The organism is Allobosea sp. 10N428, from assembly GCF_056394545.1.
In genome coordinates this window covers 202,257-223,630 of sequence record NZ_JBFTIC010000007.1, presented here as the reverse complement: position 1 = coordinate 223,630, position 21,374 = coordinate 202,257, and the positions used below count along the sequence as shown (strand labels likewise).

Here is a 21,374-nt window from a genome sequence, read left to right as displayed (position 1 = left end):
AGCCCTCTCTACGGAGATGACGCATTTGGCACAGGCTGATTCGACGACGCAAAGACCCGATCGGACCCCGCGGCGAGACGTGTCGCCAGCCCGCCCCGAGGGCGCGGGCCGCGACGGGTTGCCGGCCACCGAGGTCGTGCTGTCCTTCGATGACAACCGCCTCGCCAGCCTTGTTTTCGGTCAGTACGATCAGAATCTCGCGCATCTCGAGCGCAGGCTCGGCGTCGTGGTCAATCCCAACGGCAACCACGCCACGGTGAAGGGCCCGCGCGAGACCGCCGAGCAGGCAGGCCGCGTGCTGAAGACGCTCTACGCCCGTGCCAAGGCCGGTGCCTCCGTTACCCTCGGTGAGGTCGACGGCGCGATCGAGGAGAGCAATGTCCAGCGCTCGCTCTTTCCGGCTGCGGATGTCGGCAAGGCCTCCTTCGATGCCGTGGTCACTCGCAAGCGTGGGCCGGTCAGGGCCCGCAACGCGGCGCAGGACGCCTATCTGCGCCAGCTCAAACGGCATGAACTGGTGCTCGCGGAAGGACCGGCAGGCACCGGCAAGACCTGGCTCGCGGTCGGGCACGCCGTCTCGCTGATCGAGCAGGGCGTGGTCGAGCGGATGATCCTGTCGCGCCCGGCGGTGGAGGCAGGCGAAAGGCTCGGCTTCCTGCCCGGTGACATGCGCGAGAAGGTCGACCCCTATCTCCGGCCGATCTACGACGCGCTCAACGATTTCATGGAGGCCCGCCATGTCGAACGCGGTCTCCAGACTGGCATGATCGAGATCGCGCCGCTGGCCTTCATGCGCGGCCGCACCTTGAGCAACGCGGTCGTGCTGCTCGACGAGGCCCAGAACGCCACCTCGATGCAGATGAAGATGTTCCTCACCCGTCTGGGCGAGGGGTCGCGCATGATCATCACCGGCGATCCATCCCAGATCGACCTGCCGCCGGGCCAGCGCTCCGGCCTCGTCGAGGCGGTCAAGCTGCTCAAGGACGTCGAGGGCGTCGGCTATGCCCGCTTCGAGGAAGGCGATGTTGTCCGGCATGAGCTGGTGCGGCGCATCGTGATGGCTTATGAGACCGCGTCGCGCCATGAGCGCGCCGAACGGGAGGAGCGCTTGCGCAATCCCGATATGCCCGCGGATTCCCACCGCGAGGGCGACAGCGAAGGGCTGAAGCGAATGTTGGCGCGGGAGCGGCCGCGATGAACGATCGACCTCGCGGGCGGCGCTCGGCGCCGCCACCCGAGAAGATGTCGCTTGATCTCGATCTGAGGGCTCAGTCGCGCCGGTGGCAGGCGGTGGGCAATCTCGCGAGCCTGCGGGCATTGATCAATGAGGCCTTGGCCGCGGGACTTGCCGTGGCCCCGCGCAAGCCCATGGCGGGCGCCGAGCTCAGCCTGTTGCTGACCGACGACAAGCGCATCCGCATCGTCAACCGCGACTGGCGCGGCTTCGACAAGGCGACGAACGTGCTCTCCTTCCCGGCAGCCCCGCCGGAGCGCATTGCGGCGAGCCCGCTGCTCGGCGACATCGTCATCGCCTTCGAGACGGTGGAGCGCGAAGCCCGGGCGGAGGCTAAGGACATCGCCGACCATTTGCGCCATCTGGTCATTCATGGCCTGCTGCATCTGCTCGGCGAGGATCATGAGACCGACGACGAGGCGCGCCGCATGGAAGCCCTCGAAGTCGAGGCGCTCGCCAGCCTCGGCATTGCCGACCCCTATGCCGATGGCGAGCTCATCGCCGCGGCGGCCCCTTCTTCCGCACAGTCCCCGCAGCCATGACCGACGACAGTCGACAATCCCAGTCTGAAACCAATGGCCGCGGCTTCGGCCATTGGCTCGCCCAGTTCCTCGAACGTCTCGGCCTGCGTGCCGGCGGCACGGCGCGTGAAGAGATCGTCGAGGCCCTGGCCGAAGAGAACGGCGAGCTCGCCGACATTTCCGCCCAGGAGCGCGCGATGCTCAGCAATGTGCTGAGCCTGCGCGAGCGCCGTGTGAGCGACGTCATGATCCCCCGCGCCGACATTGTGGCCGTGCCGGCGGATGCGACGCTGGACGAACTGCTGGCCCATTTCCGGACTGCCGGCCATTCGCGCCTGCCGGTCTTCGACGACACGCTCGATGACCCACGCGGAATGGTCCACATCCGCGACTTTCTGGAATATCTCGCGGAGAAGGCCCGCCCTGAAGGGGACGTGCCTTCCGAAGACGGAAGCAAGCTTGCCATCCCGCATGACCTTGCGGCGGTCGACCTGAACACGCCGCTCTCGGCGACGAAGCTGTTGCGCCCGGTGCTCTATGTTCCGCCTTCGATGCCTGCGGTCGACCTTCTGGTCCGCATGCAGGCGACGCGCACCCATATCGCGCTCGTCATCGACGAATATGGCGGCACCGACGGGCTCGTCTCGATCGAGGACCTGATCGAGATCGTGGTCGGCAACATCGAGGACGAGCACGATCTCGAGGAGACACCGATCGCACCCACCGGCGAGGACAGCTTCGCCGCCGATGCGCGCGCGACGCTGGAGGAGCTTAAGCGTGCAACCGGCGTCGATCTTTCTCGGAACGAGGTGGCGGATGACATCGACACGCTCGGCGGGCTGATCGTGACCCTGGCCGGCCGTGTTCCGGCGCAGGGTGAGATCGTCGAGGGTCCGGAAGGGCTGACCTTCGAGATCCTCGATTCCGATCAGCGCCGCGTGAAGCGCCTGACGATCCATCGCCGCAGCCAGACGGCGCCCGAAGAAACGGCGATGGAGCCTGGCTGATGCGCGTGGCGCGGCTTGCGGAAGCGGTCATTCTCGCTTGGGGATGGCGCAAGCGGCTCATCGCGCTTTTCGCGGGAGCGAGCGGTGCGCTCGCCCTGCCGCCCCTGGATCTCTGGCCGCTCGTCATCATCCCGATGACGGTGGCGGTCTGGCTCCTCGACGGTGCGGTTGGCACCACTGCGCTAGGTCGCTTCCGTGCAGGCTTCGCTGCGGGCTGGTGGTGGGGTTTCGGCTTTTTCCTCGCCGGATTGTGGTGGCTCGGCGCCGCCTTTCTCGTCGAGGCCGACAAATTCGCCTGGGCGATGCCGCTGGGGGTCGTCGCGCTGCCGGCCTTTCTGGCGATCTTCCCGGCCCTGGCCTTTGGCGCGGCGCGCTTGTACTGGCCTGACGGAGCCCGGCGCATTCTCGTCCTCGCCGCAGCGCTGGCGATGAGCGAATGGCTTCGTGGCCATGTGCTGACCGGCTTTCCGTGGAACGTCTACGGCATGATGCTGGCGGGTGAGATTCACCTCGCCCAGTTCGCTTCGTTCGCAGGGCTCTACGGCCTCACGCTGCTGGCTGTCGCGATTGGCGCGGCGCCGGCGGTGATTGCCACGGCCAAGACTCCGGCCGGTCGCTGGGTGGCTCCGCTGACCGCGCTGGCAGGCGTCGCGGTGTTATTTGGTTTTGGCTTCTGGCGCATTCCGCCGGGCCCCTCGCCGGTCGTGGCGGGCGTGAAGCTCAGGCTCATGCAGCCCAACCTGCCGCAGGACGCCAAGTTCAACGGGCGCAACGGCGAAGCCATCCTCAACCAGTACCTCGCGCTGAGCGACCGGGCGACGAGCCCGACGACGCCCGGCCTGCAATCGGTCACGCATCTGATCTGGCCCGAATCCGCCTTTCCCTTCTTACTAGGCCGCACGCCCGGAGCGCTGTCCCGTATCGCGGCCGTCCTGCCGCCCGACGTGACCCTAATCACGGGCGCGGCCAGGGCTGGCGAGATGCTGCCGGGAGAGGGCAGGCCGCCGATCTACAATGCCATTCAGGTCGTCAACGACGAAGGCGTCATCGTCGCGAGCTACGACAAGCTCCATCTGGTCCCCTTCGGCGAGTATCTTCCGCCTTTTCTCGAGGCGCTGATCCGCCGCGTCGGCCTCTCTGAATTCGTGTCCGTGCCCGGCGGGTTTTCATCCGGAACCAGCCGGATGCCTCTTGCGGTCAAGGGACTTCCCGTCGCAGCGCCGCTCATCTGCTATGAGGTTGTCTTTCCAGGAGAGGTCGCTCCGCGCGGCCCTCGCGCAGGGTTTTTCCTGAATGTTACCAATGATGGCTGGTTCGGCCAGACCAGCGGCCCCTATCAGCACTTCGCCCAGGCGCGGCTTCGCAGCGTTGAGGAAGGCCTGCCGCTCGTCCGGGTCGCCAATACCGGTATTTCAGGGGTGGTCGATGCCTATGGCCGGGTCGTCGCGAGCCTGCCTCTGGGCGTGGAGGGCGTATTGGATGCCCCGCTCCCGCGCAGCGGGCCGGTGACGCCCTATTCCCGGGGTGGCGATGCCATTTTTGCCGGTATGCTGCTCGTTTTTTTGATGCTTTCTCGCTTCAAAAAAAGCTGATCATCCCATTTGGAACAAATTTTGCGAGAAAGAGTGGACCGTCCGTGACGGCTATAATACACCAACGTTTCCGCGCCGACCAGGATGGCGGCTCCTGGTCATGACGACTGACGTAAGAGCAGGTTAATCATGATCAAGAAAGTCCCCAACCCGGTCGATAAGCATGTCGGTAGCCGCGTCCGCATGCGTCGAATGCTTGCCGGTATTAGCCAGGAAAAGCTGGGTGACGCACTGGGGCTGACCTTTCAGCAGGTTCAGAAATACGAGAAAGGTTCTAATCGCATCAGCGCGAGTCGTCTGCAGCAGATTGCCAAGATGCTCGACGTGCCGGTTTCCTTTTTCTTTGATGGTGCCCCCACGGGCGACATGCCGGCTGGCGGTTTCGCCGATTCCGCGGCGACGGCGTATATTTCGGACTTCCTCGCGACCAGCGAAGGCGTGCAACTCACCAAGGCCTTCACCCGCATCAAGAACGGCCGCGTCCGCAGGCGGATCATCGATCTCGTCGAAGCGCTGGCCGAGCAAGACACTGAAAATGCGTGATTCCGGGATGTTTTCGTTCGTTTTGACGAACGCGCTTTTCGATTAACGGATTTCCCCACTTGACGACGAACGCGTCCGCTGCGATGACGGCGCGTTTGTTGAGGCTGGTGTCGAGCACCAGCCTTTTCCATGTGCTGTTTCAGGGATCCTCCGACCGTGTCACGCCAGAATTATCTGTTTACCAGCGAGTCCGTCTCCGAGGGACATCCCGACAAGGTCTGTGACCGCATCTCCGACGAGATCGTCGATCTCTTCTTCAAGGAGGCGGTCAAGGCTGGCTATGAGCCGTCCAAGGTCCGCGTCGCGGCCGAAACGCTGGCGACGACCAACAGGGTCGTCATCGCCGGCGAGGTCCGCACCCATCTCGACGAGAAGCAGATCAAGTCGAAGGTGAAGTCGGCCGCCCGCAAGGCGATCCGCAACATCGGCTACGAGCAGTCCGGCTTCCACTGGAAGACCTGCAAGATCGACGTGCTGCTGCATCCGCAGTCGGCCGATATCGCGCAGGGCGTCGACGAGGCCGGCAACAAGGATGTCGGCGCCGGCGACCAGGGCATCATGTTCGGCTACGCCAGCCGCGAGACGCCTGAGCTGCTGCCCGCCCCGATCTACTACGCCCACAAGATCCTCGAGACCCTGACGCTCGCCCGCAAGAAGGGCGAGGGCGACGCCGCCAAGCTCGGCCCCGACGCCAAGAGCCAGGTCACCGTCAAATACGAGAACGGCAAGCCGGTCGGCGTGACGCAGATCGTGCTCTCGACCCAGCATCTCGACGAGACGCTGTCCTCGGCCGACGTCCGCAAGATCGTCGAGCCCTATATCCGCGAGGCCCTGCCGGAAGGCTGGATCTCGAAGGACACCGTCTGGCACATCAACCCGACCGGCAAGTTCGTGATCGGCGGCCCGGACGGCGATGCCGGCCTCACCGGCCGGAAGATCATCGTCGACACCTATGGCGGCGCGGCTCCTCATGGCGGCGGTGCCTTCTCGGGCAAGGACCCGACCAAGGTCGACCGTTCGGCGGCCTATGCGGCGCGCTACCTTGCCAAGAACGTCGTCGCGGCCAAGCTCGCCGACCGCGCCACGATCCAGCTTTCCTATGCCATCGGCGTCGCCAAGCCGCTGTCGATCTATGTCGACCTGCATGGCACCGGCAAGGTCGACGAGGCCAAACTCGAGGACATCCTCGGCAAGCTCGTCGATCTCTCGCCGAACGGCATCCGCAACCATCTCGGCCTTAACAAGCCGATCTATGCCAAGACCTCGGCCTATGGCCATTTCGGCCGCAAGGCCGGCCGCGACGGTTCCTTCTCCTGGGAGAAGACCGATCTCGTCGACGCGCTGAAGAAGGCCGTCAACTGAAACGACCTCGCCGGGTCATGAGCAAGAAGGCCGGGGTCAACCCCGGCCTTTTTCTTTGACTTGATAGATGAGGTCGCTGAAACACCGCCGTCATTCCGGGCTTGACGCGGAATCTGTCGGAGCACTCCGGAGCTCTGTGATGGATTCCGGATCTCCGCGTCGCTGCGTCCGGAATGACGGCGCTCCATCGGATAATGCGGTACGAACACGGATCATGACCCACGAACCCGACCACGACGAAAGGGCTTTCTACGGCCGCCGCAAGGGCAAGGCGCTGCGCGACGGCCAGAGCCATCTGATCGAGCACACCCTGCCGCGACTGCGGCTGCCCGAGGGCGAGATTGCCGATCTGAAGGCACTCTTTCCCGGGCCTGTCGAGGCGGTCAGGCTTGAGATCGGTTTTGGTGGCGGCGAGCATCTCCTGATGCGGATGCGGGAGAGTCCGCAGATCGGTTTCATCGGCGTCGAGCCCTTCATCAACGGGATGGCGAAGTTCCTCGCCGTCGCCGAACGGGAGGGGCTGACCAATATCCGCGTCTGGGACGACGATGCCGCGCTGCTGCTGCCGCGCTTGGCCGCAGGTGGCCTCGATGCCATCGACCTGCTCTATCCCGACCCCTGGCCGAAGCGCCGCCAGCGCAAGCGCCGCTTTGTCTCCGAGCATACTCTCGCCCTGTTTGCGCGCACGCTTCGTCCCGGCGGCCGCTTCCGCTTCGCCAGCGACATCGACGATTATGTCGGCTGGACGCTGTCGCGGCTGCTGGCCTCGCCGGATTTCGACTGGACGGACGAGCGGCCTGGCGACTGGCGCACGCCCTATCCGGGCTGGATTCGCACGCGTTACGAGGCGAAGGCGGTCCGGGAGGGCCGAATCTCCAGCTATCTCACGGCTTTGCGTCGCGCATCCTGAGGAAGCCGAGCACGCGCTGGGCGGTGCTCTGCGCGAGGTTGCGGAAGCTCTCGCGGGCACGGTCGAGGGCCGCCTGCGACTTTCCGAAATCCTTCCGCAGCGAGATCAGGGCTGCCGTCGTCTCCCACGACCAGCCGAGGCCGCGCGCGACGATCAGGATCGCTTCGCGGTCGCTGCCGAGGATGACCTGCTCGCTCGCCGGCAGGCTGAGCTGCGCCAGCACCGCGACGGCGCAGATGGCGTGCTCGGTTGCACCCTGCCGCGCGAAATCGCGCACCTTGGCCTCGTCGAGCAGCCCGGCTTCGTTGAGCTCACGGATCTCGACGAGCGCGGCGCTGATGGCGCCCAGTTCGCCGGGCATCTGGCCGCCGGCCGCGACGGCGTCGGCACCGCGTTCGACCGCACCGTCGACGTCGCCGGCAAGCGTCGGCTCCAGGCTCTCGTTCAGGCGCCGGCGGGCGGAATTCTTGGCGGCGGTCATGAGTTGCCCGACCAGCTCCGTTGGGATGTCCCGGCGTAAGCCGAGCGTCGCCTGAAGCGCGTCGTCCTGGGCCGCGCGCATCACCAGAACGCCCATGCCATGCCGCGAGAACCGCGCCGTCTGATTGGCCGCGACCGCATGGGTGACGACCCGTCCGCCGCGCAGGATCAGGAAATCGGTGACGGGTTCCCCGAGATCGGGCCGCTCCGTGATGGCGAGCATGTGGTCGCGGCCCTTGGCCGCCGACACCGCGACGAGATCCTGGTCGGTCAGCCGCGGCGACTGCACCAGGACGGAACGCGCCACGGCGATCTCGTCGAGGGCGAGCTGGCGCACGACCCCGCTCGGCGCGTTCGGCACGGGCGCGATCCGCTCCGAGAGCTCGATCCGGGCGCGCAGCTCGATGGCTCGCGACAGCCGCCCGATGACCGCGTCGAAGACGCCGACCTGCTGTTCGTCCATGTCGATCGCGGTGGCGAGGAAGAGATCCGTTAGACGTGACAGGATGACGGCGCGCTCGTCACCCGAGCCGCGCGCCATCGTCGTCTCGAGATCCCGCAGCAGCGTTGCGACCGTACTCATACTCTGTCCTCGACCGCTATCCCGTCAGCCAGACTGGCAGGCAAGGATGACCATTGGGTTATCGCCGACGCTCGGAGCTTGCATATCGGGGCGATGCGGACTAAATAGCGGCCAACAGCTCTGGTATCGGTTAACGCCGATGATCAAGAGCGGGCCGGCCGGCCCGCTCTTTTTTATTGGCCGCAACCCGCCGGAGGCAGACGGGACGGCCCGGACCATGAACGAACCAAGCGAACCGACAGCAGCGCCCGATCAGGAAGCGCGCCTCGTCGTCGAGAACGGCGTGGCTGCGCGAGTCGCCGCGATCGTCGAGCCGGCGATCGCCGATCTCGGCTATCGGCTGGTGCGCGTGCGCGTCACTGCTCAGAACGGCTGCACCGTGCAGATCATGGCCGAGCTGCCGGACGGCTCGATGACCGTCGAGGGCTGCGAGGAGATCAGTCAGGCGATCTCGCCGGCGCTGGACGTCGACGATCCCATTCAGGCGGCCTATCATCTCGAGATCTCGTCGCCGGGGATCGACCGGCCGCTGGTGCGCGCGAGCGATTTCGAGCGCTGGGCCGGCCACCTCGCCAAGATCGACACGAGCGAGCCGGTCGCGGGCCGCAAGCGCTTCCGCGGCATCCTGCGCGGCGCTTCCGGTCAGGACGCTCTGCTGACGCGGGACGACGCCAAGAGCGAGGAAGAGCGCGAGGTCGCGATTCCGATGCGGCTGATCGCCGAGGCGCGGCTGGTGCTGACCGATGCGCTCGTTACCGAATCGCTGCGTCGCGGCAAGTCCGGCCTGCCGCCGGCGATGCCGGCCGCCGATGAGATCGCAGGCCCGAAGAAGGGCCGAGGGAAATCGCTGGGACCGCGGCCGGGCAAGACCGGCAAGACGGCCCCGCAGAACAACGACACTGAAGAGGAGTGAGCGTCATGGTCGTCAGCGCCAACAGGCTCGAACTGCTGCAGATCGCCGACGCAGTCGCGCGCGAGAAGTCGATTGATCGCCAGATCGTCGTCGATGCCATGCAGGACGCCATCGCCAAGGCCGCCCGCTCGCGCTACGGCGCCGAGACCGACGTCCATGCCGAGATCAGCACCAAGACCGGCGAGCTGCGCCTGGCCCGCCACCTGCAGGTCGTCGAGACCGTCGAGAACCCGGCGGTCGAAATCACCGTCGACGAGGCCAAGCGTCACAACCCGGCCGCCCAGGTCGGCGACGTCATCGCCGATCCGCTGCCGCCCTTCGATTTCGGCCGCATCGCCGCCCAGTCGGCCAAGCAGGTCATCGTCCAGAAGGTGCGCGAAGCTGAGCGCGACCGCCAGTACGACGAGTACAAGGATCGCATCGGCGAGATCGTCAACGGCGCGGTCAAGCGCGTCGAATACGGCAACGTCTTCGTCGATCTCGGCCGTGGCGAGGCCATCATCCGCCGCGACGAGATGATCCCGCGCGAGACCTTCAAGGTCGGCGACCGGGCCCGCGCCTATGTCTACGATGTGCGCCGCGAGCCGCGCGGCCCCCAGATCTTCCTCTCGCGCACCCATCCGCAGTTCATGGCCAAGCTCTTCGGCCAGGAAGTGCCGGAAATCTATGATGGCATCGTCGAGGTGAAGGCGGTCGCCCGTGATCCGGGCTCGCGCGCCAAGATCGCGGTCATCAGCCGCGATTCCTCGATCGATCCCGTCGGCGCCTGCGTCGGTATGCGCGGTTCGCGCGTGCAGGCCGTCGTCGGCGAGCTGCAGGGCGAGAAGATCGACATCATCCCGTGGTCGCCGGACGTCGCGACCTTCGTCGTCAATGCGCTGCAGCCGGCCGAGGTCGCGAAGGTGGTGCTCGACGAGGAGGCCGACAAGATCGAGGTCGTCGTGCCGGACGAGCAGCTCTCGCTCGCCATCGGCCGCCGCGGCCAGAATGTGCGCCTGGCATCGCAGCTCACCGGCTGGGACATCGATATCTTGACCGAGCAGGAAGAGTCGGAGCGTCGCCAGAAGGAATTCGTGCAGCGCACCGAGCTGTTCATGAACGCGCTGAACGTCGACGAGACGGTCGGCCAGCTGCTGGCCTCGGAAGGCTTCCGCAATGTCGAGGAGCTCGCCTATGTCGAACTCGGAGAGCTCGCCTCGATCGAGGGCTTCGACGAGGACACCGCAGGCGAGATCCAGACCCGCGCGCAGGAACACCTCGCCGCTATCGAGGCTGAATTCGACGAGAAACGTCGGGCTCTCGGAGTCGAGGACGCCTTGCGCGAAGTCGAGGGCGTCACCACGTCCATGATGGTCGCGCTCGGCGAGAACGATGTGAAGACCGTCGAGGATCTCGCCGGTTGCGCCACTGATGATCTGGTTGGCTGGACCGAGCGCAAGGACGGCGAGTCGACTCGTCACGCCGGCTATCTCGACGGCTTCGATCTCTCGCGCCAGGATGCCGAAGCCATTATCATGGCTGCACGCATTCACGCCGGCTGGATCGAGGCGCCGGCCGAGGAGCCTGAGGCGGAAGCCGGCGAGGAGGCCGAGGCCTGAGCGGAGCCCTCGCAGTGAAAGCGGCGGCGCAGAAGGAAGGACCGGAGCGGAGCTGCGTCGTCACACGGGCCGTCAAGGCGCCTGACGACTTGATCCGCTTTGTCGCGGGGCCGGACGGCGTGCTTGTCCCGGATCTGCGACGCAAGCTGCCTGGGCGCGGCGTCTGGGCGAGCCTCAGCCGCAAGACTGTTGCCGAGGCGATCAAGCGGAAAGCCTTCGAGCGTTCGCTCAAGGCGAAGGTCGCGGTTCCGGCGGATTTGCCGGATATCGTCGACGGGCTGATGTACCGCGACACGCTGCAGGCGCTGTCGATGGCCAATAAGGCCGGGCTGGTTACCGCCGGCTTCGCCAAGGTTGAGGCGCTGATCGAAAGCGGCCGATGTCTCGCGGTGATCGCCGCGAGCGATGGCGCCGAGGACGGCAAGCGCAAGATTGGCCAGGCTGTCCGCCGGTTGGCGGCGGCGCGCGAGGCCGACGGGCTCAAGGCCCGCGAACTGCCCATCGTCGCGATTTTCGCGGCGGCGGATTTGGAATTGGCGTTGGGGCGCGCACATGTGATACATGCCGCGCTTGCTCCGGGTCCAGCGGCCGAGGGCGTCCTCTCGCGCTGGCGTCGGCTCGTCCGGTACCGGACGGACGATACCGCCGCACCCGACCAGAACGATATTGAAGACACGACCGAACCGGCAGGACCGAACGCGGAATGACCGATACCAAAAACCCGGGCGACAAGACACTCTCCGTCAACCCGCCCAAGACCCTGTCGCTGAAGCGGCCTGTCGAGCAGAGCACTGTTCGACAGAGCTTCTCGCATGGGCGTTCGAAGCAGGTCGTCGTCGAGGTTAAGCGCCGCGCCGCCGGTCACGAGGTGAAGGAACCGGTTGCGCCGCGCGCTCCGCAGGCTCCTGCCCCGCAGGCTGCTCCGCCGCGCCCCGCCCCGAGCCAGCAGGCGCCGCAGCGCCCGGCCGGCAGCATGCTGCTGCGCACCCTCTCCGACGAGGAGAAGGACGCTCGCCAGCGCGCGCTTGCCGAAGCCCGCAGCACCGAGGCCGAAGCGCGCCGCGTCGCTGAAGAGGATGCGCGCCAGCGCGCAGCCGCCATCGAGCGCGAACGCCAGGAGCGCGAAGCCGCCGCTGCGCGCCAGCGCCAGGAAGAGGACCGCCGCCGTCAGGAGGACGAGCAGAAGCGCCGCGCCGAGACCGTCGTGCGCCAGCGCGAGGAGCATGCTCCCCGCCCGCCCGCTCCCCCGGCTGCTCCGCGCGAGGCAGCCCCCCCGGCCCAGGCGCCTGCGCCGCAGCCGACCCAGTATTACGGCCGCCCGGCTCCGTCCGGCCCGCGTGAGTTCACGTCGCGTCCGCCGATGCGCGACACCGGCGCGCGCCCGCCGCGCCTGGATTCGCGCCCGCCGCGTTCCGACTCGCCGCGTCCGCCGCGCATGGATTCCTCGGCTCCGGCCGAGCCCGCGGTCGCCCGTCCGGTGCGTCAGGCTCCGTCGGCCAACACCACGCGCAATCGCTCTGACGATGTCGACGTCAAGGCCGCGTTCCGCCGTCCCGGCCTGGGCGCCGGTCCTGGCCGTGGTCCCGCTCCGGCTGCGCCCAAGACGCCCAAGACCAGCAACGACAAGCCGCGCGGCCGCCTGACGCTGTCGACGGCGACCGGGAGCGAGGACGAGCGGACACGCTCGGTCGCCTCCTTCCGCCGCCGCGTGCAGCGCATGACCGGCCACCGTGCATCGGACGCGCAAAAAGAGCGCGTGATGCGCGAGGTGATCATCCCCGAGACGATCACCATTCAGGAACTCGCGAACCGCATGACGGAGCGCGGCGTCGACGTCATCCGCCTGCTGATGAAGCAGGGCGCGATGCACAAGATCACCGACGTGATCGACGCCGACACCGCCCAGCTCATCGCCGAGGAAATGGGCCACACCGTCAAGCGTGTCGCCGAATCCGACGTCGAGGAAGGCCTGTTCGATACGCCGGACACCGATGAGACCCTGGCTTCCCGCCCGGCCGTCGTGACCATCATGGGCCATGTCGACCACGGCAAGACCTCGCTGCTCGACGCGATCCGCAAGACCAAGGTCGTCACCGGCGAGGCCGGCGGCATCACCCAGCACATCGGCGCCTATCAGGTGACGACCCCGCTGGGCAGCCAGGTCACCTTTATCGACACCCCCGGCCACGCCGCCTTCACGGCGATGCGTGCCCGCGGCGCCAAGGTGACGGACGTCGTCGTGCTCGTCGTGGCCGCCGATGACGGCGTCATGCCTCAGACGGCCGAGGCGATCCACCACGCCAAGGCTGCCGGCGTCCCGTTGATCGTCGCGATCAACAAGGTCGACAAATCCGACGCCAACCCGGACCGGGTGCGCGCCGAGCTGCTGCAATACGAGATCCAGGTCGAGACGCTCGGCGGTGAGACGCTCGAGGTCGAGGTGTCCGCAAAGACCGGTCACAACCTCGACAAGCTGCTGGAAGCGATCGCCCTCCAGGCCGAACTGCTCGATCTCAAGGCCAATCCCGATCGTCCCGCCGAAGGCACGGTCATCGAGGCCAAGCTCGATCGCGGCCGCGGCCCGGTTGCAACCGTTCTCGTCCAGCGCGGCACGCTGCGTACCGGCGATATCGTCGTTGCCGGCGCCGAATGGGGCCGCGTCCGCGCCTTGATCGCCGATACCGGCGCTCAGGTGAAGGAGGCTCCGCCCTCCATGCCGGTCGAGGTTCTCGGCTTCAACGGCACGCCCGAGGCCGGCGACCGCGTCGCGGTGGTCGAGTCCGAAGCCCGTGCCCGTGAGATCACCGAGTACCGCGAGCGTCAGCGCCGCGATCGTCAGGCGGCTCGCGGCGCCGCCTCCGGCGCCGGCCGTTCGCTCGCCGACATGATGCGCGATCTGAAGGAAGGCGCCGGCCGCAAGGAGTTCCCGCTCGTCGTCAAGGGCGACGTGCAGGGTTCTGTCGAGGCCATCGTCGGCGCTCTTGAAAAAGTCGGCAACGACGAGGTGCGCGCCCGCGTGCTGTCCTCGGGCGTCGGCGCCATCACGGAGTCGGACGTTACGCTCGCCCAGGCTTCGGGCGCGGTCGTGGTGGGCTTCAACGTGCGCGCCCACAAGGAAGCGCGCGAGGCGGCCGATCGGGCCGGTGTCGAGATCCGCTACTACAACATCATCTATAACCTCATGGATGATGTGAAGGATGCGATGTCGGGCCTGCTGGCGCCGACCCTGCGCGAGACCATGCTCGGCAACGCGACGATCCTCGAGATCTTCAACGTCTCGAAGGTCGGCAAGATCGCCGGCTGCCGCGTCACCGACGGTACGATCGAGCGCGGCGCCAATGTCCGCCTGATCCGCGACAACGTCGTGGTTCACGAGGGCAAGCTCGGCCAGCTCAAGCGTTTCAAGGACGACGCCAAGGAAGTCGTGGCCGGCCAGGAATGCGGCATGTCCTTCGAGAACTACCAGGACATGCGTGCCGGCGACGTGATCGAGTGCTATCGCGTCGAAGAGATCAAGCGCAGCCTCTGAGAATGGGATGGCTTGTCCGGGCTTGACCCGGGCAGCCTATCCCTGTTTGTCCGCGCTCCCATAGAGATGGCCGGGCCTCGCGCCCGGCCAATGACGTTGGCCCGTCCATCCGGTCCGATCCCGGAACACGAGAACCATGGCGAAACCTGCAAAACCTTCCGGTCCGTCCCAACGGCAGCTGCGCGTCGGCGAGCTCATCCGTCATGCGCTGGCGGATATGCTTTCGCGCGGAGACATCCATGACGATGTGCTGGCGAAGCACGTCGTCACCGTGCCCGAGGTGCGTCTCTCGCCGGACCTTAAGCTCGCGACCGCCTACATCATGCCGCTCGGCGGGCAGGACGTTAAGCCGGTGCTCAAGGCCCTCGAGGCCAACAAGCGCTATATCCGCGGTGAAATGGCCCATCGGGTGAACCTCAAATACGCCCCGGATATCCGCTTCCGCGCCGATGAGAGCTTCGCGGAAGCCGAGCGCATCGATGCGTTGCTCGATACCGAAGAGGTTCGCCGCGACACCCAACGCCAGCGCCTGAAGATCGACCAAGACCAAGAAGACGACGACCTTGACCATGACCACTGAGAGCAATCCCGAAGCTGCGGAGAGCCAGGAGGGCGCCACTCCGGCGCCGCGTCCGAAGAAGCGCGACGTCCATGGTTGGGTCGTGCTCGACAAGCCGATCGGCATGACCTCGACCCATGCGGTCAGCGTCGTGAAGCGGGCTTTTTCCGCCAAGAAGGCGGGCCACGCCGGTACGCTCGATCCACTGGCCTCCGGCCTGCTGCCGATCGCGCTCGGCGAGGCGACCAAGACCGTTCCCTTCGTCATGGATGGCCGCAAGGCCTATCAGTTCACCGTCTCATGGGGCTCGCAGACCGATACCGACGACACCGAGGGCCGGGTGATCGCGACCTCGGAGCAGCGCCCGGACGAGGCCGCGATCGCGGCCCTGCTGCCGCGCTTCACCGGCACGATCCTGCAGACGCCGCCCAAGTTCTCGGCCATCAAGATCGCGGGCGAGCGCGCCTATGATCTCGCCCGCGACGGCGAGGAGGTCGAGCTCCAGGCACGCCCGGTCGAGATCGACGCGCTCTCGATCGTCAGCCACGACGGCGCGACCACGACCTTCGAGGCCGAATGCGGCAAGGGCACCTATGTCCGCGCAATCGCGCGCGATCTCGGCCTCGCGCTCGGCTGCCTCGGCCATGTCGCGCATCTGCGCCGCACCCGCGTCGGCCCCTTCACGGTCGCTGAGGCAGCGAGCGTCGAGACATTGCGCGAGAGTCCGGAGAGCGCGCTTGCGGCCCTGCAACCCGTCAAGTCGGCGCTGACGCTGATCCCCGAGATCGTGATCCACCGCGATGCCGCTGCCCGCATCAAACGCGGCCAGAGCGCCCTGCTGCGCGGTGCCGGAGCGCCGATCGAGCTGAAAGCCGCTTATGCCACCTGCGCCGGCACGCTGATCGCCACCGGTTCGGTCGAGAACGGCGAATTCGTGCCGCACCGCGTCTTCAATCTCTGACATCACGAAGCGTCATGCTCGGGCCTGACCCGAGCATCTCGCCCTGGAGGAAACTCCGGGCGCCCTTCTTGTTCGGCGATTCTCGGGCCTGCGCTTCGCTCCGCCCGAGAATGACGCCTCTGGCAGCCCTCAGGCCGCGCGCTTCAGCCCGTCCCGCGCCCAGATCGCGCCGAGCGCGGCGACCAGATTGTCGATATCGGCATCGGAATGGAAGGGCGAGGGCGTGATCCTGAGCCGCTCCGTGCCGCGCGGCACGGTCGGATAGTTGATCGGCTGGACATAGATGTCGAAGCGCGCCAGCAGCTCGTCGCTGATCGACTTGCAGGCCTTCGCCTCGCCGACCATCACCGGGACGATATGGCTGGGATTGGCCAGATGCGGGATGCCGGCCGCATCGAGCTTGCCGCGCAGTGTCGCGACGCGGTCCTGCTGGCGCTCGCGCTCGGCCGAGCTCTCCTTGAGATGCCGGATCGCTGCGATGGCGCCGGCCGCCACCGCCGGGGGCAGCGAGCTGGAAAAGATGAAGCCGGAGGCGAAGCTGCGGATGAAGTCGCAGAGCGCGGCCGAACCGGTGATATAGCCGCCGATCACGCCGAAGGACTTCGCCAGCGTGCCCTGGATCAGGGTGATCCGGTCGGTCAAGCCGTCGCGCTCGGAGATGCCGCCGCCGCGCGGCCCGTAGAGCCCGACGGCATGGACTTCGTCGAGATAGGTCATCGCGCCGAATTCGTCGGCGATATCGCAGAATTCCTTGATCGGCGCGATGTCGCCATCCATCGAATAGACCGACTCGAAGGCGATCAGCTTCGGCCGGGCAGGATCGAGCGCGGCGAGCTTGCGGCGCAGATCATCCGGGTCGTTATGCGCGAAGATATGCTTCTCGACCCGCGAATGGCGGATGCCCTCGATCATCGAGGCATGGTTGAGCGCGTCGGTCAGGATGACGCAGCCGGGGAGCTTGGCCGCGAGCGTCGAGAGCGAGGCCCAGTTCGACATATAGCCGGAGTTGAACAGCAGCGCCGCTTCCTTGCCGTGCAGATCGGCGAGCTCGCGCTCCAACAGGACGTGGTAGTGATTGGTGCCGCCGATGTTGCGGGTGCCGCCGGCGCCCGCGCCGCAGCCGTCGAGCGCCTCATGCATCGCGGCCAGAACCTTCGGATGCTGCCCCATGCCGAGATAGTCGTTCGAGCACCAGACGGTGACTTCGCGCAGGCCGCTCTCGCCGTGATAGGTCGCGATCGGGAAGCGGCCGGCCTGGCGCGCCAGATCGGCGAAGACGCGATAGCGGCCCTCGCGGTGCAGCCCGTCCAGTTCGCTACGGAAGAAACTCTCGAAATCCATGGCCAGCCTCCTGCGGCGCGCCCCTCCTAGGCCTTTCCGGCCTCTCGCGGAATGGTGCGCGGTGTCGCGGCTGGAATTCTTCTACTTTGACCTTTCGGCCAGTTCCAGAAGCGTTTCGATCAAGATTTTGATGGCGATGCCGGCGTCTGCCTCGCTCATGTTCTCCAGCGGCGAATGGCTGATGCCCTTTTCGTTGCGCACGAACAGCATGGCCGCGGGCGCGATCGCCGCCATGGTCATGGCGTCATGCCCCGCTCCGGACGGAAGCTTGCGGCCGGCGATGTTGCTTCCGGATCTGGCGATGCCGGCCGCCAAAGCGTCCTGCAGGCGCGGCTCCATCGGGACGGCATCGGCCTTCGCATAGGGCACGATCTCGAGACCGACGCCGCGGCGCGACGCGATCTCGGCGAAGCGGCTGCGGATTTCGGCTTCCATCGCTGCGAGCGTCTCGTTCTTCGGCGCGCGGAAATCGATGGTGAATTCGGCCGCGCCGGGAACGACATTGGTCGCGCCGGGCTCGGGCCTGAGCACGCCGACCGTCCCGACGGAGAGTTCATGGCCGGCCGCGATCTGTTCCAGCGCCAGCGCCATCTCGGCGGCGGCCGTCAGCGCGTCCTTGCGCAGGGCCATCGGCACGGTGCCGGCATGGCCGGCCTCGCCGGTGACGCGCACGCGGGCCCGGCTCTGGGCGTTGATCGCGGTGACGATGCCGACCGGCTCGTTCTCCGCCTCCAGCACCGGGCCCTGCTCGATATGGACTTCGAGATAGGCTTGGATCGAGCCGGGCTTGCGCGCGAGCGCGGAGATGCCGCCGGGGTTTCCGCCGAAGGCGACGAGCGCATCGCCAAGCCTCACGCCCTCGCTGTCGCGCGCTTCCAGCCAGGCTGGGTCGTAGGCGCCCGCCAATGCTTCCGAAGTGGACAGATGCGTCGGGAAGCGCACGTTCTCCTCGTCGCCGAAAGCGACGATCTCGAGCGGGAAGGGCAGGCTGATACCCGCATCGCGCAACGCCTGGGCCGCGAGGATGCCGGCGACGACGCCGAGATTGCCGTCGAAGCGACCGCCATCCTTGACCGTATCGATATGCGAACCGATCAGCACGGCCGGTGCGCCGGGCACCGTGCCGTCGCGCCGCCCCTGCACCGAGCCGGCGGCATCGATGAAGGCGGTAAGCCCCGCCACCTCCATGGCGCCCTTGACCCACTCCGCCGCCTGCCGATGCGCTGGTGAAAGGTAGAGCCGAGTTAGCTTGCCGGGCTCGTCGCTGAAGCGGTTGAGGCCCGCAAGCGCGGCGAAGGCGCGGGCACCGAGCACGGCGGCGGAGGGAAGCGTCTGCGTCATGCCCCGACGTTAGTGCAGGATCCCAAAAAACGGGAACCGGTTTTTCGCAAAGGTCCTGTTCTAGCTCTGCGTCGCCCCCGCATCGCAGCGCTGCATCATGCGCGAGGCGGCCGTGACGCCCGCGAGCGAGAAGGTGTAGCTCGTGACGTTGCCCCGGGCGGAGCGCGCCTCCAGCACCATGCTGCTTCCGGCCCGCATCGCGGCGAGCAGTGCCGGCTCGCGTTCCAGCCGTTCGAGCCAGGCGTTGTTGCCCTCCGTCAGCATGCGGAAGCTGTCGTCGCCGATGGTCACGGTGACGACCGAGTTCTTGGCGAAGTCGTAGCCGGTCTGGAAACTTGATTCGGTATTGCTCTCGCGGCTGCCCGTCTGGACGAAGAAGAACACCTCGCCATGGCGCAGGCTGGAAGGTTCCTCGGTCGATGGCCTGCCCATGATGAAGCAACGCTGGTTATCGCTCTGCTCATAGGTCGCAGCGTTCCAGTCGCTGAACTGTCCGAGCGATTTGGCTGTGACGGCCTGAGCTGCCGACGCCGTCAGAAGGACGAGGGCGGCCGTTGAGAGCGCCATCTTGATCATCGCTTTATCTCCTTTTGCCCCTTCAGGGTGAAAAGAGAGCCTTACCGAGGCGTAAACATGATCAAGATATTTGTGCGTCGATCTGGCGCAGGGCTGTCCTGGGCACGTTTAGGCGCCCTTCTGGAGGCGACGCCGGCCGTTTGAGGGGTGTTTTCCACAGCCGGGCGCGGCAGCCAGAAGCCCCGCGGCCGGCTCCACGCCGGGCTGCCGACGCCGCTTCGCCTAGTAGGTCGCCCGCCCGCCCGAGAGATCGAAGACCCCGGCGGTGGTAAAGCTGTTCTCGGCCGAGGCCAGGAAGGCGACCATCGATGCGACCTCCTCCGGCAGCAGGAAGCGCCCACGCGGGATCTTGGCCAGCATGTAGCCGATATGCTCCTCGCTCATCTGGTCGAAGATGCGGGTGCGCGTGGCCGCCGGCGTGATGCAGTTCACGGCGATGTCCTTGTCGGCGAGCTCCTTGCCGAGGGACTTCGTCAGCGCGATCACCGCGGCCTTCGAGGCCGAATAGGCCGAGGCGTTGGGGTTGCCTTCCTTGCCGGCGATCGAGGCGACGAGGACGATGCGACCGTAATTGCGCTTGACCATGCCGGGGATCACCGATCKGCAGCAATGCAGCGTGCCGTCGACGTTGAGCTTCATGACGCGGGCCCAGTCCTCCAGCGGGTATTCCCAGGTCTTGTGGTTGGGGCCGGCGATACCGGCGCTGGTGACGAGGATGTCGATGCTGCCGTGCTTCGCCTCCAGCGTGTCGCTCGCCTTCTGCACGGCGGTTGCGTCCGTCACGTCCACGGCGACGCCGACGGCGCCATGGCCGATCTCGGCGGCGGCCTTCTCCGCCAGGGCGCCGTCGACATCCCAGATCGCGACCGTCGCGCCACTCGCGGCGAAGCGCTCGGCGACGGCCCGGCCAATTCCCTGGGCCCCGCCGGTAACGATAGCGACGCGGTTCTTTAAATCGATTTGGTTCATGTCCGTCAGCCTCCCCGATGTTGTTGCGGTCACCCTAGCTTCGCTGATTGGCGCCGGCCAGAGCGTGCCTCCGTTTCGGTGATTGGCGCAGACCGGGCATGCGAAACGATGAGGGCAACGGCAGAGTCATCGGAGCGGGCGCGCAGTTTGGCCGCTGCGCCGGCAGAACCGGCGCTATTCCGCCGGCGCGGTCTTCTCGCGGCGGTGGCCGATCAGTCCGAAAATCGGCCCGGCCGAGACCATCACCAGGAAGACGCGGATGATGTGATGCGCGGCGACGAAGGCCACCTCGGTATGCAGTGCGAGCGCGATCAGGCTCATCTCGGCGAGGCCGCCCGGTGAATAGGCGAGGATCAGCGGCACATGGCCGTGCACCGAGACCAGCGCTACCAGCCAGGCAAAGCTCAGCGTCAGCCCGAGCAGGATCACGGTCGAGCCCACGGAGAGCAGCAGCACGCGCAGGATGATGCGCGGCGGCGTGCCGATGAAGCGACAGCCGATGGTGACGCCGAGCACGAGCTGCGCGGCATTGACGATCTCGGCCGGCGGCACTGCTGCGCTGAGGCCGGCGACATGGACGATCGCGCTGATCAGCATCGGGCCGAGTAGGTATTTAGCCGGCAATCTCAGCCAATGGCCGGCGATAACGCCGAGGATGCCGCAGCCGATCAGCCAGAGCTCGGAGCCGAGCGGCGTCTGCGCGAAGGACGGGCCGGCGACACGGCCGCCGCCGAGGGAGACGCCGCCGATCCATTGCACGATGAAGGGCAAGGTCATCACCACCAGCAGGATGCGGGCGGAATGGATCAAGGCGATGATGCGGGCGTCGCCGCCCTTCTCCTCGCCGACCGTCACCATCTCGATGAGCCCGCCCGGCATCCCGGAAAAGAACGCCGTGACCGGGTCGAAGCCGGCAACGCGGCGGAAATAGCCGACGCAGCACAGGCCGCAGGCGACCATGAACAGCACGAGGCCGGCCAGCGTCGGCAGCCAGTTCGGCAACTGCGCGACGACATCCGGCTTGAAGGAGGCGCCGAGCATCACGCCGATCACCGCAGTCATTGGCGGCCGGATCACCGGCGGGGCTGCGACCGGAAGCTTGATCAGTGCCGCAGCGGTGCAGAACACCATCGAGCCCAGCATCCAGGGCAGGGGCAGCCGCGCCTGCACGAACAGCCAGCCGCCGAGCCCGCCGAGCGTCAGCGCCAGGGCGAAGCGGCGATAGGGAAAGCGGCTCGGCGCCAGGCCCCGAACTCCGTTCGCGAAATCTTCGAGCAGAACTTTCAAGAGCGTGCTCCGCGGCACAGAAACAGGAGCCCTCCTAGAGACTGTTGGTGCGGTTGCCCACCCCCCGG

General features: G+C 66.9%; 19 protein-coding genes. 13 read left to right on the top strand and 6 right to left on the bottom strand.

The genetic code is table 11. From position 1 onward, the window contains the following. The first annotated feature begins 16 nt into the window (after window positions 1-16). The 7 genes from AC1DDA_RS21240 to trmB all read left to right on the top strand — a co-directional run bounded on the left by AC1DDA_RS21240 (window position 17) and on the right by trmB (window position 7,169). Entirely contained in the window at window positions 17-1,198 is a 1,182-nt protein-coding gene (locus AC1DDA_RS21240) for a PhoH family protein (protein ID WP_441510075.1), read from the top strand. Continuing rightward, on the top strand, window positions 1,195-1,776 hold the full coding sequence (gene ybeY, locus AC1DDA_RS21235) for an rRNA maturation RNase YbeY (RefSeq protein WP_441510074.1): 582 nt from the start codon (window positions 1,195-1,197) through the stop codon (window positions 1,774-1,776). The genes AC1DDA_RS21240 and ybeY overlap by 4 nt, the downstream gene beginning before the upstream one ends. Next, entirely contained in the window at window positions 1,773-2,762 is a 990-nt protein-coding gene (locus AC1DDA_RS21230; RefSeq protein WP_441510073.1) for a hemolysin family protein, read from the top strand. Before ybeY ends, AC1DDA_RS21230 begins: the two co-directional genes overlap by 4 nt. Then, a complete protein-coding gene (gene lnt, locus AC1DDA_RS21225) occupies window positions 2,762-4,354 on the top strand; it encodes an apolipoprotein N-acyltransferase (RefSeq protein WP_476797253.1) in 1,593 nt (530 codons plus the stop codon). Before AC1DDA_RS21230 ends, lnt begins: the two co-directional genes overlap by 1 nt. Before the next feature lie 129 nt (window positions 4,355-4,483). Beyond that, a complete protein-coding gene (locus AC1DDA_RS21220; RefSeq protein ID WP_441473720.1) occupies window positions 4,484-4,897 on the top strand; it encodes a helix-turn-helix domain-containing protein in 414 nt (137 codons plus the stop codon). 156 nt (window positions 4,898-5,053) lie between these two features. Next, complete coding sequence (gene metK / locus AC1DDA_RS21215; protein WP_441510071.1) at window positions 5,054-6,259, top strand: methionine adenosyltransferase; 1,206 nt, start codon at window positions 5,054-5,056, stop codon at window positions 6,257-6,259. A gap of 214 nt (window positions 6,260-6,473) precedes the next feature. Next, the gene (gene trmB, locus AC1DDA_RS21210) at window positions 6,474-7,169 is read left to right on the top strand and encodes a tRNA (guanine(46)-N(7))-methyltransferase TrmB (RefSeq protein ID WP_441510070.1); all 696 of its coding nucleotides are present in this window, start codon (window positions 6,474-6,476) and stop codon (window positions 7,167-7,169) included. Here the strand turns inward: trmB and AC1DDA_RS21205 are convergent. After that, window positions 7,144-8,232 (bottom strand): DUF2336 domain-containing protein, encoded by a 1,089-nt coding sequence (locus AC1DDA_RS21205; RefSeq protein WP_476797252.1) that lies wholly within the window; start codon window positions 8,230-8,232, stop codon window positions 7,144-7,146. The genes trmB and AC1DDA_RS21205 overlap by 26 nt on opposite strands. Before the next feature lie 217 nt (window positions 8,233-8,449). On the opposite strand from AC1DDA_RS21205, the gene rimP reads away from it, so the two are divergent. The 6 genes from rimP to truB all read left to right on the top strand — a co-directional run bounded on the left by rimP (window position 8,450) and on the right by truB (window position 15,792). After that, window positions 8,450-9,145 carry a ribosome maturation factor RimP gene (gene rimP / locus AC1DDA_RS21200; RefSeq protein ID WP_476797251.1) on the top strand — a complete coding sequence of 232 codons (696 nt, stop codon included), beginning with the start codon at window positions 8,450-8,452 and terminating at the stop codon, window positions 9,143-9,145. Between the two features lie 5 nt (window positions 9,146-9,150). Next, entirely contained in the window at window positions 9,151-10,743 is a 1,593-nt protein-coding gene (gene nusA / locus AC1DDA_RS21195; RefSeq protein ID WP_441510067.1) for a transcription termination factor NusA, read from the top strand. A gap of 14 nt (window positions 10,744-10,757) precedes the next feature. Next, window positions 10,758-11,450 (top strand): RNA-binding protein, encoded by a 693-nt coding sequence (locus AC1DDA_RS21190; protein ID WP_476797250.1) that lies wholly within the window; start codon window positions 10,758-10,760, stop codon window positions 11,448-11,450. After that, window positions 11,447-14,272 carry a translation initiation factor IF-2 gene (gene infB, locus AC1DDA_RS21185; protein WP_476797249.1) on the top strand — a complete coding sequence of 942 codons (2,826 nt, stop codon included), beginning with the start codon at window positions 11,447-11,449 and terminating at the stop codon, window positions 14,270-14,272. Before AC1DDA_RS21190 ends, infB begins: the two co-directional genes overlap by 4 nt. Before the next feature lie 136 nt (window positions 14,273-14,408). Next, entirely contained in the window at window positions 14,409-14,852 is a 444-nt protein-coding gene (gene rbfA, locus AC1DDA_RS21180) for a 30S ribosome-binding factor RbfA (RefSeq protein ID WP_441510064.1), read from the top strand. Further along, entirely contained in the window at window positions 14,842-15,792 is a 951-nt protein-coding gene (gene truB / locus AC1DDA_RS21175) for a tRNA pseudouridine(55) synthase TruB (RefSeq protein WP_476797269.1), read from the top strand. The genes rbfA and truB overlap by 11 nt, the downstream gene beginning before the upstream one ends. Before the next feature lie 129 nt (window positions 15,793-15,921). Here truB and hemA read toward each other — a convergent pair whose 3' ends face one another. From hemA to AC1DDA_RS21150, 5 genes are all read right to left on the bottom strand, one after another. Then, window positions 15,922-17,133, bottom strand: a complete 1,212-nt coding sequence (gene hemA, locus AC1DDA_RS21170; RefSeq protein WP_476797248.1) for a 5-aminolevulinate synthase — start codon at window positions 17,131-17,133, stop codon at window positions 15,922-15,924. An 81-nt stretch (window positions 17,134-17,214) separates the two neighbouring features. Next, entirely contained in the window at window positions 17,215-18,474 is a 1,260-nt protein-coding gene (locus AC1DDA_RS21165; protein ID WP_476797247.1) for an allantoate amidohydrolase, read from the bottom strand. Between the two features lie 60 nt (window positions 18,475-18,534). Then, window positions 18,535-19,050: an invasion associated locus B family protein gene (locus AC1DDA_RS21160; RefSeq protein WP_476797246.1), complete on the bottom strand. Its 516-nt coding sequence runs from the start codon at window positions 19,048-19,050 to the stop codon at window positions 18,535-18,537. Window positions 19,051-19,272: 222 nt separating this feature from the next. Next, window positions 19,273-20,019 carry an SDR family NAD(P)-dependent oxidoreductase gene (locus AC1DDA_RS21155; RefSeq protein ID WP_476797245.1) on the bottom strand — a complete coding sequence of 249 codons (747 nt, stop codon included), beginning with the start codon at window positions 20,017-20,019 and terminating at the stop codon, window positions 19,273-19,275. Between the two features lie 174 nt (window positions 20,020-20,193). Continuing rightward, window positions 20,194-21,306 carry an AbrB family transcriptional regulator gene (locus tag AC1DDA_RS21150; protein WP_476797244.1) on the bottom strand — a complete coding sequence of 371 codons (1,113 nt, stop codon included), beginning with the start codon at window positions 21,304-21,306 and terminating at the stop codon, window positions 20,194-20,196. Window positions 21,307-21,374: the final 68 nt, after the last annotated feature.